This window comes from Streptomyces sp. NBC_00091, from assembly GCF_026343185.1.
GTDB lineage: Bacteria > Actinomycetota > Actinomycetes > Streptomycetales > Streptomycetaceae > Streptomyces.
In genome coordinates this window covers 4,381,578-4,395,651 of the sequence record NZ_JAPEMA010000001.1, presented here as the reverse complement: position 1 = coordinate 4,395,651, position 14,074 = coordinate 4,381,578, and the positions used below count along the sequence as shown (strand labels likewise).

13 protein-coding genes and 1 riboswitch are annotated in these 14,074 nt (G+C 71.3%); of the genes, 3 read left to right on the top strand and 10 right to left on the bottom strand.

The window, feature by feature from the left end:
* Positions 1 to 180: 180 nt before the first annotated feature.
* The 5 genes from OOK34_RS20300 to OOK34_RS20280 form a co-directional block, all read right to left on the bottom strand.
* Complete coding sequence (locus tag OOK34_RS20300) at positions 181 to 1,302, bottom strand: hypothetical protein (RefSeq protein WP_267035278.1); 1,122 nt, start codon at positions 1,300 to 1,302, stop codon at positions 181 to 183.
* Between the two features lie 25 nt (positions 1,303 to 1,327).
* The gene (locus OOK34_RS20295) at positions 1,328 to 2,371 is read right to left on the bottom strand and encodes an NlpC/P60 family protein (RefSeq protein ID WP_267035277.1); all 1,044 of its coding nucleotides are present in this window, start codon (positions 2,369 to 2,371) and stop codon (positions 1,328 to 1,330) included.
* A gap of 239 nt (positions 2,372 to 2,610) precedes the next feature.
* The gene (locus OOK34_RS20290) at positions 2,611 to 3,642 is read right to left on the bottom strand and encodes a C40 family peptidase (RefSeq protein ID WP_267035276.1); all 1,032 of its coding nucleotides are present in this window, start codon (positions 3,640 to 3,642) and stop codon (positions 2,611 to 2,613) included.
* A 261-nt stretch (positions 3,643 to 3,903) separates the two neighbouring features.
* Entirely contained in the window at positions 3,904 to 5,268 is a 1,365-nt protein-coding gene (locus tag OOK34_RS20285; RefSeq protein WP_267036832.1) for an NYN domain-containing protein, read from the bottom strand.
* Positions 5,269 to 5,307: 39 nt separating this feature from the next.
* Positions 5,308 to 5,547: a hypothetical protein gene (locus OOK34_RS20280; protein WP_249771655.1), complete on the bottom strand. Its 240-nt coding sequence runs from the start codon at positions 5,545 to 5,547 to the stop codon at positions 5,308 to 5,310.
* A gap of 113 nt (positions 5,548 to 5,660) precedes the next feature.
* Between OOK34_RS20280 and OOK34_RS20275 the strand changes: the two genes are divergently transcribed.
* The 3 genes from OOK34_RS20275 (at position 5,661) to OOK34_RS20265 (ending at position 7,319) form a co-directional block, all read left to right on the top strand.
* A complete protein-coding gene (locus tag OOK34_RS20275; protein WP_267035275.1) occupies positions 5,661 to 6,368 on the top strand; it encodes a rhomboid family intramembrane serine protease in 708 nt (235 codons plus the stop codon).
* Between the two features lie 84 nt (positions 6,369 to 6,452).
* Complete coding sequence (locus OOK34_RS20270) at positions 6,453 to 6,956, top strand: hypothetical protein (RefSeq protein WP_267035274.1); 504 nt, start codon at positions 6,453 to 6,455, stop codon at positions 6,954 to 6,956.
* A gap of 81 nt (positions 6,957 to 7,037) precedes the next feature.
* On the top strand, positions 7,038 to 7,319 hold the full coding sequence (locus OOK34_RS20265) for an Lrp/AsnC family transcriptional regulator (protein WP_267035273.1): 282 nt from the start codon (positions 7,038 to 7,040) through the stop codon (positions 7,317 to 7,319).
* 4 nt (positions 7,320 to 7,323) lie between these two features.
* On the opposite strand, the gene OOK34_RS20260 is transcribed toward OOK34_RS20265, so the two are convergent.
* From OOK34_RS20260 to OOK34_RS20240, 5 genes are all read right to left on the bottom strand, one after another.
* Positions 7,324 to 8,715: an aminotransferase class V-fold PLP-dependent enzyme gene (locus tag OOK34_RS20260; protein ID WP_267035272.1), complete on the bottom strand. Its 1,392-nt coding sequence runs from the start codon at positions 8,713 to 8,715 to the stop codon at positions 7,324 to 7,326.
* A 219-nt stretch (positions 8,716 to 8,934) separates the two neighbouring features.
* Positions 8,935 to 9,051: riboswitch (SAM riboswitch) on the bottom strand.
* 263 nt (positions 9,052 to 9,314) lie between these two features.
* On the bottom strand, positions 9,315 to 10,379 hold the full coding sequence (trpD, locus tag OOK34_RS20255; RefSeq protein ID WP_267035271.1) for an anthranilate phosphoribosyltransferase: 1,065 nt from the start codon (positions 10,377 to 10,379) through the stop codon (positions 9,315 to 9,317).
* Between the two features lie 179 nt (positions 10,380 to 10,558).
* Positions 10,559 to 12,190: a cytochrome bc complex cytochrome b subunit gene (locus OOK34_RS20250; RefSeq protein ID WP_267035270.1), complete on the bottom strand. Its 1,632-nt coding sequence runs from the start codon at positions 12,188 to 12,190 to the stop codon at positions 10,559 to 10,561.
* Entirely contained in the window at positions 12,187 to 13,245 is a 1,059-nt protein-coding gene (locus OOK34_RS20245) for a ubiquinol-cytochrome c reductase iron-sulfur subunit (RefSeq protein ID WP_267035269.1), read from the bottom strand. Before OOK34_RS20245 ends, OOK34_RS20250 begins: the two co-directional genes overlap by 4 nt.
* Entirely contained in the window at positions 13,242 to 14,051 is an 810-nt protein-coding gene (locus OOK34_RS20240; protein WP_267035268.1) for a c-type cytochrome, read from the bottom strand. Before OOK34_RS20240 ends, OOK34_RS20245 begins: the two co-directional genes overlap by 4 nt.
* Between the last annotated feature and the right edge of the window lie 23 nt (positions 14,052 to 14,074).

Below are 14,074 nucleotides of genomic sequence, written 5' to 3'. Positions count from 1 at the left end.
CGCCTGGCACCGCACCTCGCCGCGTTCTCGTCGGTCGACAATGTCCCCCAGCTACCGCTGGGAGGTGCCCCCACCGCATTGCCTCCCTCCTCGGCCTTGCGATGCACGGCACCTGGGGGCACCTCCCAGCGGTAGCTGGGGGAGCCGCTCCCTGATCCGGCCTGACCCACAAGACACCCCCTACCGGAGCTCTTCCCGCAGCGCCTGCTGCCAGGCGTGCGTCAGGTCGGGCAGGTTCGTGCCCAGGGCCTCGTCCAGTGCGGCCGGGAGGGGTTCGCGGGCCGCCAGCTCGTAGAGGCGGGCCAGGGCCGGCTCGCCCCAGCGGCCGGCGATGAGGCGGCAGGCCAGCCAGGCGCCCCCGTACGCCCGGGCCACCGCCTGCGGGTCGCCGCCGAAGGCGAAGGCCTCGTCGGCCGGGAGCGCGCCCGGCACTTCGCCCCGCCGCACGGCGCGCGCCAGTTCGGGCGCGCCCTCGGCCGGGGTGGTGGGGGTCCCCCGGTACGCCGCCCAGTCCGCGAAGCCCTCGGACAGCCACTGCGGGGTCCCGGCCGAGGTGGCGGCCCGGGTCGCGACGTGGGTGACCTCGTGGGTCAGGACGATCCGCCGCCCGGCCTCCGAAAGCTCCTGGTACCCCTCCGGGTTGACCACGACCCGGTCGGCCGGGGCCGGCCCGCCCCCGGTGGCGCCGGTGGTGACGGCTCCCAGGCCCCGGTAGGTGTCGGCCGGCCGCCCCAGCAGCGCGGCCATCGCCTCCAGCGTGCCGGGGGCCAGGACCACCACCCGGCCCGCCCACGGACCCGGCCAGGCGGCGCTCACCGCAGGCACCGCCCGGTCGGCCTCGGCGGCGAGGGCGGACAGCGCCCGCGGGTCACGGCCGACGCCGAGGACGAGGGAGCGGGCGCCCCGTACGACGGCCACCTCGCCCTGGTCCCACAGCTGGGCCACCGCCCCCGGGGCGGGCCGGTCGGCGGTGACCCGCCAGCCCGCGCCGTCCCGGGCCAGCTCCACCTCGCGGGCCGAACCGGCGGGGGCGCTGTCGTAGCCGGCCAGCCGGTAGCGCAGCTCCGCGCGCGCGAGGGCCCGTACTCCGTCCCGCCGGACCGAGGTGACCTCGTAGGACCAGCCTTCCAGGGGGATCCCGGCGAGCCGTACGGGCGGAGCCACCGACCAGTCGGCCACGGCCCGCCGGACCGCCCCGTCCGCGGAGCCGCCCGGCGCCGGGTCCGCGCAGCCGGCCGCCGCCGGCGGGCACAGGGCGAGCGCGAGCAGGCGTACGACGGTACGGCGGCGGACCGGGATCATCCGCCGATCGTACGCACGGCCCGCCTCAGGGCCGTGTCACCGAGGACACCGGCATCATCCCGACGGGGTCGTACCGCACCCGCGCGCCCGGGTACGGGGCGTGCACCACCTGGCCGTTGCCGACGTACATGCCGACGTGACTGGCGTCCGAGCGGTACGTCACCAGGTCCCCGGGCTGGGCCTGCGAGAGCGGCACCTGCCGGCCCGCGTACCGCTGGGCCTGCGAGGTGCGCGGCAGGGCGACGCCGGCCTGGCGGTACGACCACACCATCAGCCCGGAGCAGTCGAAGCCGGAGGGGCCGGTGGAGCCCCACACGTACGGCCGTCCGACCGCCGCCCTGGCGGCCATCACGGCGGCCATGGCGCGGCCCGAGGCCCGGCCGGAGCCGGAGGGCGGCTCGGGCAGCACCTCGGAGCGGCCGCCGGAGCGGGAGGCCCGCTCGAAGTCGGCCCGCTCCTCGGTGGGCATGGCGTTGAGCAGCCGGCGCGCGGCGGCGAGCTTCGCCGTGACGGAGCGCTTCTGGGTGGCGACCTCCGTGCGCAGGGCTTCGAGTTCGGCGAGCTTGCGGGAGGCCTCCTGGCGCTGCTGGCCGATGCGCCGCTGCTCCTCGCGGAGTTCGCCCAGCTGCTGGGTCCGGCGGCCGCTGAGCCGGTTCAGGACGGCGGCCTTGTCGAGGTAGGCGCCGGGGTCGTCGGACAGCATCAGCTCGACGGTGGGGTCGAGGCCGCCGGAGCGGTACTGGGCCCCGGCGAAGGTGCCGAGGACCCCGCGCATGGTGTTGATGCGGTCCTGGCCGCGGGCCACCGCGTCCTGGGCCCGGCCGATCTCGGCCCGCAGCGCGTCGGCCTTCTCGCCCGCCTCGTTGAACCGTTCGGTGGCCTGTTCGGCCTCTTCGAAGAGCCGGTCGACCTGGGCGCGGGAGCCGGAGGGTTCCTGGGGGAGCCCCGGCGACGCGAGCGCGGGTGCGCCGGTCATCGCCACGGCGGCGCTGGCCGCGGCGGCGGTGAAAACGGTGACCTTGGTGTTCCGGTCGAGGCCGCTGAGCCCGGTCCGGCGATGGGACGCCACGTGGAACCGCTCCCTTCCGCTGCGCGGGGCCCGGGTCCGCCCCCCGTGGGCGGCCGTGTACCGGGGTTCCGCGCTGGCAGACAGTAGCCGCGCGGACACACCCCGACCAACGGCCGCCGGAGGGCACACAGGGGGGCGCCCCGCCTCAGACGCAGGTCATGGGCGGGGCGCGAGGGCGCGGGGGGTCCGCGCAATTCGCCCGGATGGGCGGTGTACGGCGTGCCGGGCGGACGCGGGGATCAGACGCGGACGCCGAACTGGAAGGGCATGTTGTCCATCGACTCGTACTTGACCCCACCGCGCGGGTTGGAGGCGTGCAGGGTCATGTTGTTGCCGGCGTACAGGCCGACGTGGTGCAGGTCGTCGTAGAAGAAGACCAGGTCGCCGGGCTGGAGCTGGCTGCGTCCGATGCGCGTGCCGTCGTTGGCCTGGGTGTAGGTGGTACGGGTGATGCTGACGCCGGCCTGCCCGTAGGCCCACTGGGTCAGCCCGGAGCAGTCGTAGGCGCTGGGGCCGGTGGCGCCCATGATGTACGCGCTGCCGAGCTTGGTCTTCGCGGCGGCCAGTGCGGCCCCGGCGCGGCCGGAGGCGCTCGCGGCGGGGGCGGCGCTCTCGCTCGCGGCGCGGCCGGCCTTGCTCTCCTTCGCCTCCTCGTCCTTGAGCTGGCTGCGCTCCTGCGCGGTCAGCGTGTTGAGGAGGGCCTGGGCCTCGGCGAGCTTGTCCTGGGCGGCCTTCTTCTTCTCGCCGAGTTCCTTGCGGGTGGCGTCGAGGTCGGCGAGCTTGCCGGTGGCCTCCTGGCGCTGCTGCGCGAGGGCGCGCCGCTTGGCCTGGATCTTCGATATCGCCTCGAGCTGCTTTCCGCTCAACTGCTGGAGCGTGGCGGCCTTGTCGAGGTAGGTCTCCGGGTCGCCGGAGAGGAGGAGCGCCACGGAGGGGTCGACTCCGCCGCCGCGGTACTGGGCTGCGGCCATCGAACCGAGGGTGTTGCGCAGGTCGTTGAGCTCGCCCTGGCCGCGGGCGACCTGGTCCTGGAGCTGCGCGATCTCCTTCTCGAGCTTCTCCTGGTGCTCCCGGGCCCCGTTGAACTTCTCGGTGGCCTGCTCGGCCTCCTCGTAGAGGGCGTCGACCTTGGTCTTGACCTCGTCCTTGGTGGGCTTGTCCGGGGCGGCCATGGCCGACTGGGAGGAGAGGGCGACCGCCGCGGCGGCGGTGGCGGTGAGCACGGTCACGCGCGTGCGGGTCGGCTGCTTGGGTCGACGGTGGGACGCCACGGGGGCGAGCTCCTTCTTCCTAGAGCCGCCGAAAACGGACAGGGGCACACACTCGGCGGCACCTCCGCCCGCACCCGAATGGGTGAACTACCGCACGAAGGTTTGAGCAGACCTTAGTGACACGCCGCTGATCACTTCAAACCCCCGGCGGCAAAAACCCGCGGGCATTCCGCTTCCTTTACCCAGGGCCCACGCTGCGTACCGAGGGACTGACGGTACGTCTTCCGCTTGCACCGTCAATCCCGGCATCACGCCCAGCAGTTACGAAACGCGCGAAAGCCGCTTCAGCAGCAAAGCGGACGTCACCGGCCGGGCTCCCGCCTTCGCCACCCCGTCGGCCACCTCACGGTCGGTGGAGACCACGACCACCGGCCGGCCGGGCGGCTCGGCCCGCACCAGCTGGCGGATCAACTCGTCCGCCGTCACCCCGGCCTTGGAGAACAGCACCCGCACCCCGCGCGGCGGCGCGAGCAGCACGGGCGCCGCCAGCTCCGCCCCGTCGAAGACACAGGTCATCTCCGCACCCGTCTGCGCGGCCAGCATCGACAGCCCGCCCAGCAGCCGCAGCCGCTGCTTCTCCAGCGGCATCGTCGGATAGCCGGTCTTCGTCACGTTGTAGCCGTCGACCACCAGATGGGCCTGGGGAAGCGCCAACAGCTGGTCCAGCAGCGCCGGATCGGTCTCCGACAGCGCCCGCGCCGCGATGTCCTTGGGGGTCATCCGGCCCGGCTCCACCGCGTCCACGGTGTCGGCCGGCCGCGTGGAGACGGGCGGCAGCGCCAGCTCGCGGCGCAGCCCCGCCGCCGCGTCCAGCACGGTGTCCAGCAGCAGCCGCAGCCGCATGTCCTCGATGCTGCGCCCCTCGCGGGTGGCCCGGCGCGAGGTCTCCAGCGCCGACTCCACCTCCGCGAGGCGGGACTTCAGCCGCCGGGACTCGCTCTCGGCGGCGGCCACCTGCGCGGCCGCCTCACCGCGGATCCCGTCGATCTCGGCGCCCAGCTTGCGCAGGGCCGCCTCGCCCCGCTTGACGTCGCTCAGGGCGCTGCGCAGCTTGCGCTGAAGCGATTCCGCTTCCTTGCGCGCCGCGTCCAGTTCGGCCCGTACCTGCTCACCGCCGGTGCGCTGGGCGTCCTTGAGCTGGGCCAGCTCCTCGCGCAGCCGTTCCAGCTCTCGGCGGGTCTCGTCGCCGACCCGCTCGGCGTCGGCGCGCTGCGCCTCCTCGCCCGCCGCCGCCACCAGCTTGACCCAGCCGGCCGGGCGCAGCACGTACGCGGCGGCCGCCACGTCCAGCGGGTCCGCGGCGGCGGGCGGGGCCCCGGACTCCAGGGCTCCGGTCAGCTCCGGCTGCGCCTCGCGCAGCTTCTCCGCGATGCGGCTGCGGAAGACCCCGTCGGTCTCCACGGCGGCGGCCATGGCGTTGCCGGCGAACTTGGCGCGCCGGGTCGGGGTGAAACGGGCGTACTGGCGCAGCTGCGCCGGTAGGTCCGCGACCGTCAGACCGCCGAAGGCGTCCGAGACGATCGCGACGACCCGGCGCCGCACGCCTTCCGGCAGCGGGCGGTCGAGGACCTCCGCGGCGTCGCCGGCCGCGTCGGCCGGCCTCGCGCCGCTTGCTGGCTCCACAATCCGTCACCCCTACCGTGATCTACTGTGGGCCCGGCTCCCTCAGGAGTCCGCGCCCGGCCTGTCCACGAGCTCGATCTGGTCCACCGCGTTGCACCACCGACAGCGGACCGACTCGATGGTCTCACTGACCACCTCGCGCTCCTCGACCTTGGGCTCCCCGGCGAGATCGAGGTGGACGTACTCCACGACCTTCGACGATCGGGTGACATCGAACCGCGTGAGGTTGCCGCACAGGGTGCAGCGCCACCGGGTGGTGTCGGTCGGCAGGGGAACCGTCATCAGGCCGCTCTCTCCTTCGTAGCTCATTCAATTAAAGCCCTACGCGGCGGTCGGCGGACCGCAGCACGTAACCCTACGGCCTGGCACCACCCTCAGGGGGGTCCGCCTGCGTCATGCTCTGTCGCATGATCGTAAAGTGGCGGACCCTGTGCGAGGCCGCCCGGGGCCCCGTGGTCACGTACGCGCTGATCGCCGCCTGCTGCGTGGTGTTCTTCCTGGGCCCGGCATCTGGCCTGAACCCGGCCTTCGGGACGGGCGACCGGCTGACGCGGACGGGGACGGCGTACTTCCGGCACTGGGGCGTGGTCCCGGACGAACTGTTCTCGGGTGCGGTGCGCCCGCTGCTGACCCCGCTCACGGCGCTGTTCGTCCACGGCAGCTGGCTGCACCTGCTCGGGAACCTGCTGTTCCTCTACGTCTTCGGCGCGATGACGGAGGAGCGGATGGGCCGGGCGCCGTTCCTCGTCTTCTACGTCTGTACGGGATACCTCGCGCTGGCGGCCTACGCGGCGGCCAACGCGGCCTCGGACCAGACCCTGGTCGGGGCGTCGGGGGCGATCTCGGCGGCCCTCGGGGCCTTCCTGTGCCTCTTCCCGCGGGCCCGGGTGACGAGCCTGTTCCCGTTCCTGCTCTTCCTGCCGCTGCGCTTCCCGGCGTGGATCGTGCTGATGTTCTGGTTCGGCCTCCAGTGGCTGGCCGCGCACCGCGCGGGGAGCGGGCCCGGAGTCGCCTACCTGGCCCACGTGGTGGGCTTCTCGCTCGGCTTCCTCTACGCCTGGGTGCGCTACCGCCGTAGGAGGTGTTCCGCAATTCAGGGATAGTCGAGGTGATGGCTATAAACACCATCCATTGGGCGAACTGCTCGCCTAGTGTGCCGTAGGGCGACTGGTCGGTGACGGGGGGTGATGGACGTGCAGGCTGCCCAGACGCAGCGGAAGCTACGGGGGAAGAACAAGGCCCCGAAGTGGAAGAAGCCTGAGGACGGGCGGGTGTCGGTGATGGTGTTGCCGCTGGCCGTCACAGACCCCGCCGACCTGGCCCAGCTGGAGAAGCTGTTCGGAGCAATGTGGAGCATCAAGCGGGCCGTCCAGCGTGATGCCCGCGCCAAGATCGATGCGTACGTGGACGACCCCAAAAGCGCGTACCTGGACACCACCGCGTCCCGGCACGCCCAGATCACCTTCACACAAGGGCTGGAAGAAGCCCTGCGGGAGTCAACCGCACCGAGCCAGACCACCGTTCGCGGTGCTGGTCATGCGGCAGTCCCACGGCAACGCCGTGGAACCTCTGCTCCCCGAACCGCCGGACGGCGGTCCCGAGCAACCCCGGATGAGCCACGCCACGTGCGTGACCACGCCGGAAAGCCCGGACACCGCCCCGGCCGCAACCCACAACTCACCCTCTGGTGAATTGCGGATCAAGTCTTAGAGTGAGGAGACCAGTGACTGACTGACTGACTGACTGCCTGCCGGCGAGGGAGACAACCAACCGTGATCACCGCGATCGTGCTCATCAAGACCAGCGTGGACCGCATCCCCGAGATCGCCGAGGCCATCGCGCAGCTGGACAGCGTCAGCGAGGTCTACTCCGTCACCGGCACGTACGACCTGATCGCCCTGGTGCGCGTGGCCCGCCACGAGAACCTCGCGGACATCATCCCGGGCCGCATCAGCAAGATCCCGGGCGTCGAGGCGACGGACACCCACGTGGCGTTCCGTACGTACTCCCAGCACGACCTGGAAGCGGCCTTCGCCATCGGCCTCGACGCCTGAGCCGCTACACCGCCGGTACGCAGCGCCCTTCCTCGGTGCGGTACTGCCACTTCGCGCCGTCCGCGACGAGTTCCTTCACCGCGCGGACGAAGCGCTCCACGTGCTCGTCCGGCGTCCCCGCCCCGAAGCTGACGCGGATCGCGTTCAGCGACCGCTCCCCCGGGGCCGCCTCGGGGGCTCCGCATTCGCCCTGGGCCTGCGGCTCGCTGCCCAGCAGGGTCCGTACGAGCGGGTGGGCGCAGAAGAGGCCGTCGCGCACGCCGATCCCGTACTCGGCGGACAGCGCCGCCGCGAAGTGCGAGCTGTTCCAGCCGTCGACCACGAACGAGATGACGCCGACGCGCGGGGCGTCGTCCCCGAAGAGGGACAGCACCCTGACGGCCGGGACCTCGGCCAGGCCCTCGCGGACCTTGGCGATGAGGTGGCGCTCCCGGGCGACCAGGCCCTCGAAGCCGGCCTCCGCCAGCGCGCGGCACGCGGAGGCGATGGAGTAGACGCCGATGACGTTCGGGGAGCCGGCCTCGTGGCGGGCGGCGGTGGTGTGCCACTCCACGTCCACTCCGCCGTCCTCGCGGCGGGCGACCTTGCGGGAGGCACCGCCACCGGCGAGGTAGGGCTCGGCCTCCTGGAGCCAGTCGGCGCGGCCGGCGAGCACGCCCGAGCCGAAGGGGGCGTACAGCTTGTGCCCGGAGAAGGCGACCCAGTCCACGTCCAGCTCCCGTACGGAGACGGGGTGGTGGGGGGCGAGCTGGGCGGCGTCCAGGACGATCCGCGCGCCGTGGGCGTGCGCGGCGGCGGCGAGTTCCTTGACCGGCCACAGCTCACCGGTGACGTTGGAGGCGCCGGTGACGCAGACCAGCGCCGGGCCGTAAGGGTCCCGGTCGGCCAGGGCCCGCTCCAGGGTGGCGACGGCCTCGCCCGGGGTGCGGGGGGCGTTGAGGTAGGTGACCTGCGCGTCCGTCCACGGCAGCAGCGAGGCGTGGTGCTCGGTCTCGAAGACGAAGACCTGGCAGCCGCCGGGGAGCACGGCGGCGAGCAGGTTGAGGGAGTCGGTGGTGGACCGGGTGAAGACCACCTGGTCGGCGGGGCGGCAGTCGAGGAACTCGGCGACCGTGACCCGGCTCTGCTCGAAGAGGTCGGTGGACAGCTGCGAGAGGTAGCCGGCGCCGCGGTGGACGCTGCCGTAGTACGGGGCGTACGCGGCGACGTCGTCCCAGACCCGCTGGAGCGCGGGGGCGCTGGCCGCGTAGTCGAGGGCGGCGTAGGTGACCTCGCCGCCGGTGACGAGCGGGACGGTGACGTCCCGGCCGAGCACCGGCAGCGGCTCGGCACAGGCGGGGCCCTCAGTGGCGACGGCGGCAACGGCGGGGGTGGCGGTGTTAAGGGATGCGGACATGGCGGTATCTCCCGGCAGGCAGGGCTGAATGGCTTCGGTGTGCCCGTACGCGGGTACGGCTCGGCGGCCGACCGGAGGGGTACGGGAAAGCCCCGGACCGAAAGGGGGTACACGGAAGTGACCCTGGTCCGAGGGGTGAAGAAGGGGCGGAGTCGCCCTATCGCATTCGCTTGCTCACGGAAAACGCTCCTCGAGAGACCAGGACCCCTGGTGTCGAGGGATCCGCGCTTGCCGTAGACCTTTGTGTCTACGACCTGGTCATCACCCGGGGCACCCCGCCACGGAAGGAGGGTTGCCGGACAGCAAGCCGGGGCCAAAACGCTGTCACTCGTGACCTTGGGAAGCATCCTGCCACAAGATCCCCCCGGCGCCAGACCCCGGTCCGCATGCTGGGACCGAGGTCTGGCCGGAAAGAACAGTCCGCTACGCGTTGCTCGCGGCCACCCAGCGCTCCAGCGCCGCCCGTGCCGCGCCCGAGGCCCAATCCTGGACGCCGTGCTCGCGCCGCTCGGCCGCGAGCGGCCTCACGGGCTTCGCCCGGCTGCGCCGGCCTCCGGCCGACGAGACCGCCGGACCGCAGGCCCCGGACACCCGACGCGCTACGCGTTGCTCGCGGCCACCCAGCGCTCCAGCGCCGCCCGCGCCGCGCCCGAGTCGATGGACTGCGCCGCCCGGGCGATCCCCGCCGCGATCTGCTCCTCCAGGGTGCCCGTACCCGGGTCCAGGGCGACCAGGGCCGCCGCCGCGTTCAGCAGGACCGCGTCGCGGACCGGGCCGGGCTCGCCCGCGAGGACGCGGCGGGCCACGTCCGCGTTGAACGAGGCGTCCTCGCCCCGCAGCTGCGCCACGTCGACGATCGGGATGCCGACGTCGCGCGGGTCGAAGGGCAGCTCCGTCACCGTGCCCTCGCGGACCCACCACACCCGGGAGGTGGCCGTCGTGGTCAGCTCGTCCATGCCGTCGTCACCCCGGAAGACCAGCGCCGAGGAGCCGCGCTCCGCGAGGACGCCGGCCACGATGGGGGCCACCCGGGGGTCGGCTACGCCCGTCGCCTGGGCGCGGACCCGGGCCGGATTGGTCAGCGGGCCGAGGAAGTTGAAGGTGGTCCGGATCCCCAGCTCCTTGCGCGCCGCGGCCACGTACCGCAGCGCCGGGTGGAACTTCACGGCGAAGCAGAAGGTGATGCCGGCCTCCTCGGCGACCTCGGCCACCCGCGCCGGGGTCAGGTCGAGGTTGACGCCGAGCTTCTCCAGGACGTCCGAGGAACCGCTCGCGGAGGACGCGGCCCGGTTGCCGTGCTTGACCACCTTCGCGCCGGTGCCGGCGACCACGATCGAGGACATCGTCGAGATGTTGACCGTCTTCGCCCCGTCGCCGCCGGTGCCGACGATGTCCACCGTCCGGCCCGGCACCTCGATCAGGTTGGCGTGGGCGTACATGGCGCGCACCATGCCGCCGATCTCCGCGACCGTCTCTCCCTTGGCCCGCAGCGCGACCGCGAAACCGGCGATCTGCGCGTCCGTGGCCTCGCCCCGCATGATCCTGTCCATGGCCCAGGCGGTGTCGTCCGCGCCGAGGTCACGGCCGCTGAGCAGGGCATCCAGGACGCCCGGCCAGCCGCGGCCCGCCACGCTGTCGCCGCCTGCCGGGGTCACAACGTTCATGGTCCGCTCCTGCTGCTCGTGGGCCGCGCCCGTATGCACCGCCCACGTCGAATGGTAGTGATCTCAGCCTATCCAGCTCCTATCACAGCGAAGAGCCCCGTCCAATGACTGGACGGGGCTCTCGCTGTGGCGACACCAGGATCGGCCGGAACCGATCCCTCAAGCGGTCGTGCCGGAGATCAGTGGTGGCCGTGTCCGGCCTGGATCTCCTTGTACTCCTCCACCGTGGGCTTCGGAATCTGGTGGTTCTCCGCGTAGAAGCCCTTGCTGAGCTTCGCGCGCAGCTTCTCGCCGCGGGTCACCTTGCGCTCGACACCGTTCTCGTCGACCGTCGGGCCGATCTCGACCGGCTTGTACTGCTCGTGCGCGGTGAGCGTGTGCAGCTTGCCCTGCGAGAGCGGCTCGTGGATCTCGACGAACTCACCGTGCGGCAGGCGCTTGATGATGCCGGTCTCGCGACCGTGCAGCACCTTGTCGTGGTCCCGGCGCTGGAGGCCCAGGCAGATCCGCTTGGTGGCGATGAAGGCCAGGACCGGGACGAGGAAGAAGCCGATCCGGACGAACCAGGTGATCGAGTTGATCGACAGGTGGAAGTACTGGGCGAACATGTCGTTGCCGCCGCCGATGAGGAGCACGATGTACTCCGCGATCCAGGCGACACCGAAGGCCGTACGGGTCGGGACGTTGCGCGGGCGGTCCAGGATGTGGTGCTCGCGCTTGTCGCCGGTGACCCAGGACTCGATGAACGGCCAGACGGCGATCGCGCCCAGGACCAGCGGGAAGAGCAGCAGCGGGATGAACACGCCCAGGACGAGCGTGTGGCCCCACAGGTTGATCTCCCAGCCCGGCATGGCTCGGATGAGGCCTTCCGGCATACCCATGTACCAGTCGGGCTGCGCACCGGTGGACACGTGGTCCGGGCGGTACGGGCCGAGCGCCCAGATCGGGTTGATCGAGGCGATCGCCGCGATGGCCGCGATGACACCGAAGACCAGGAAGAAGAAGCCTCCGGCCTTGGCCATGTAGACCGGCAGCAGCGGCATGCCGACGACGTTGTTGTTCGTCTTGCCGGGGCCGGCGAACTGGGTGTGCTTGTGGAAGAACACCAGGATCAGGTGCGCGACCAGCAGGCCCATCATGATGCCGGGCAGCAGCAGGATGTGCACCGAGTAGAAGCGCGCGACGAAGTCGCCGCCCGGGAACTCGCCGCCGAAGAGGAACATCGACAGGTAGGTGCCGACGATCGGGACGGAGAGGATGGCGCCCTGCATGAAGCGGACACCGGTACCCGAGAGCAGGTCGTCCGGCAGCGAGTAACCGGTGAAACCGGTGAACATGCCGAGGACCAGCAGCAGGAAGCCGAAGATCCAGTTGACCTCACGCGGCTTGCGGAACGCGCCGGTGAAGAAGACGCGCATCATGTGCACGACCATGGCCGCGACGAAGATCAGCGCCGCCCAGTGGTGGATCTGGCGGATCAGCAGACCACCGCGGACGTCGAAGCTGATGTCCAGGGTCGAGGCGAAGGCCTCGGACATCATGACGCCCTGCATGGGCACGTACGAGCCGTGGTACACGACCTCGTTCATGCTCGGGTGGAAGAACAGCGTCAGGTACACACCCGTGAGGATGATGATGATGAAGCTGTAGAGGCAGATCTCGCCCAGCATGAAGGACCAGTGGTCCGGGAAGATCTTGCGCATGTTCGCCTTGGCGAGACCGTAGATCCCCAGGCGGCCATCCGCCCAGTCGGCTACGCGCTCGCCGCGCGACGCATTGCGCGCGTTGGCGTTGTTGTCTGAGGTGCTCATCCGCGCTCCCAGAATGCAGGACCGACGGGCTCTTCGAAGTCGCCGTGCGCCTCGAGGAAGCCTTCGTCATTCACGCCGATCCGCAGCTGCGGAAGCGCGTGACCGGCCGGGCCGAAGATGACACGGGCGCCGTCGGAGAGGTCGAAGGTGGACTGGTGGCACGGGCAGAGCACGTGGTGCGTCTGCTGCTCGTACAGGCTGATCGGGCAGCCGACGTGGGTGCAGATCTTGGAGAAGGCCACGATTCCCTCGTGGGACCACTCCAGTTCCTGCTTGTCCTTGATGTCCTCCGGCTGGATCCGGACGATCATCAGGGCGGCCTTGGCGATCTGGACCTGGAAGTCGTGCTGCTCCTCCTCCAGGCCTTCCGGCATGGCGAAGGTCAGCGAACCGACCAGGACGTCCTCGGGACGCAGCGGCTCCATCGTGTTCTGGTTGATGAGCAGCTTGCCCTTGGACCACAGGGTCTTGCGCAGCTTGTCCTCGGGCAGGGGGCCCAGGTCGCGCAGGATCACGACGGCGGAGAGCGGCAGCAGGGCCAGCGCACCGAGCATCGTGTTGCGGATCAGGGGGCGGCGGCCGATGCCGGACTCGTTCGCGCCGTCCGCGAAGTCCTGCATGACCTTCGCCTTGACCTCCGGGGAGGCGGCGATCTCGTGGCGCTCGTCGGCGACCTCGACATCGGACATCAGGGTGCGGGCCCAGTGGACCGCGCCGGCGCCGATGCAGAAGAGGGCCGTGCCCAGGGTCAGGCCGAGCGCGAAGTTCAGCGCGCTCACCTTCCCGATGGGGAAGATGTAGACGATCTTCTCGACCGGGATGCTCACGAACGAGGCGATGAAGCCGACGGTGGCCAGCATCGACAGCGTGAACAGCATCGCGACCGTACGCTCGGACCGCTTGGCGGCCTGCTCGTCGATGTCCTGGATGCGCGGCTTGTGGACCGGGAGGCCCGGGTCGGCGAACGGGTCGTCCGCGACCGCTACGGCACCGTGGTGCGCGTCGCCCTGCTCGCTCGGCAGGTGCTTGTCTTCGGGAATGTCTTGGCTACTCATGACTTCTTGGCCTTAGCGGTGTGGGCCGCGACCCAGACGGCGACAGCGATCAGCGCACCCAGACCGAAGATCCAGCCGAACAGACCCTCGGAGACGGGGCCGAGGCCACCGAGCTTCAGGCCGCCAGGGCTGACCGACTTCTCGCCGTTCACGTTCTGGAGGTACGCGATGATGTCCTTCTTCTGCTTCTCCGGCATGGTGGCGTCGGGGAAGGAGGGCATGTTCTGCGGGCCGGTGAGCATGGCCTCGTAGATGTGCTTCGGCGAGACGTCCTCGAGGTTCGGGGCGTACTTGCCGTTCGTCAGCGCGCCGCCCTCGCCGGTGAAGTTGTGGCACTGCGCGCAGTTGTTGCGGAAGAGCTCACCACCAGCGGCGATGTCGGCACCAGCCGGGTCGTACTGCTTCTCGGTCGGCGTGATCGGGCCGGCACCGAGCGAAGCGATGTACGCCGCGAGCTGGTCGATCTGGGCCTGGGAGTAGATGTTCGGCTTCTTCGGCACCTGGGCGCCGGGCTGCTGGGCGGGCATGCGGCCCGTGCTCACCTGGAAGTCGACGGCCGCGGAGCCGACGCCGACCAGGCTGGGGCCGTCAGTGGAACCCTGACCGCCGGTTCCGTGGCAGCTTGCGCAGCCCACGGCGTAGAGCTTCTTGCCCTCCTCGATGGCGAGGGACTGGGCGGTTTCGTCGGCCTGCGCCTTGCCCGCGGGCGCGAAGGCGGCGTACAGCCCCCCAGTGACCGCCAGCGCGAAGAGTAGAACGACGACCGCCGCCAGCGGATGGCGTCGTCGTGCGGAGAGCTTTTTCACGGATTACCCCGGTGTCAGGATCT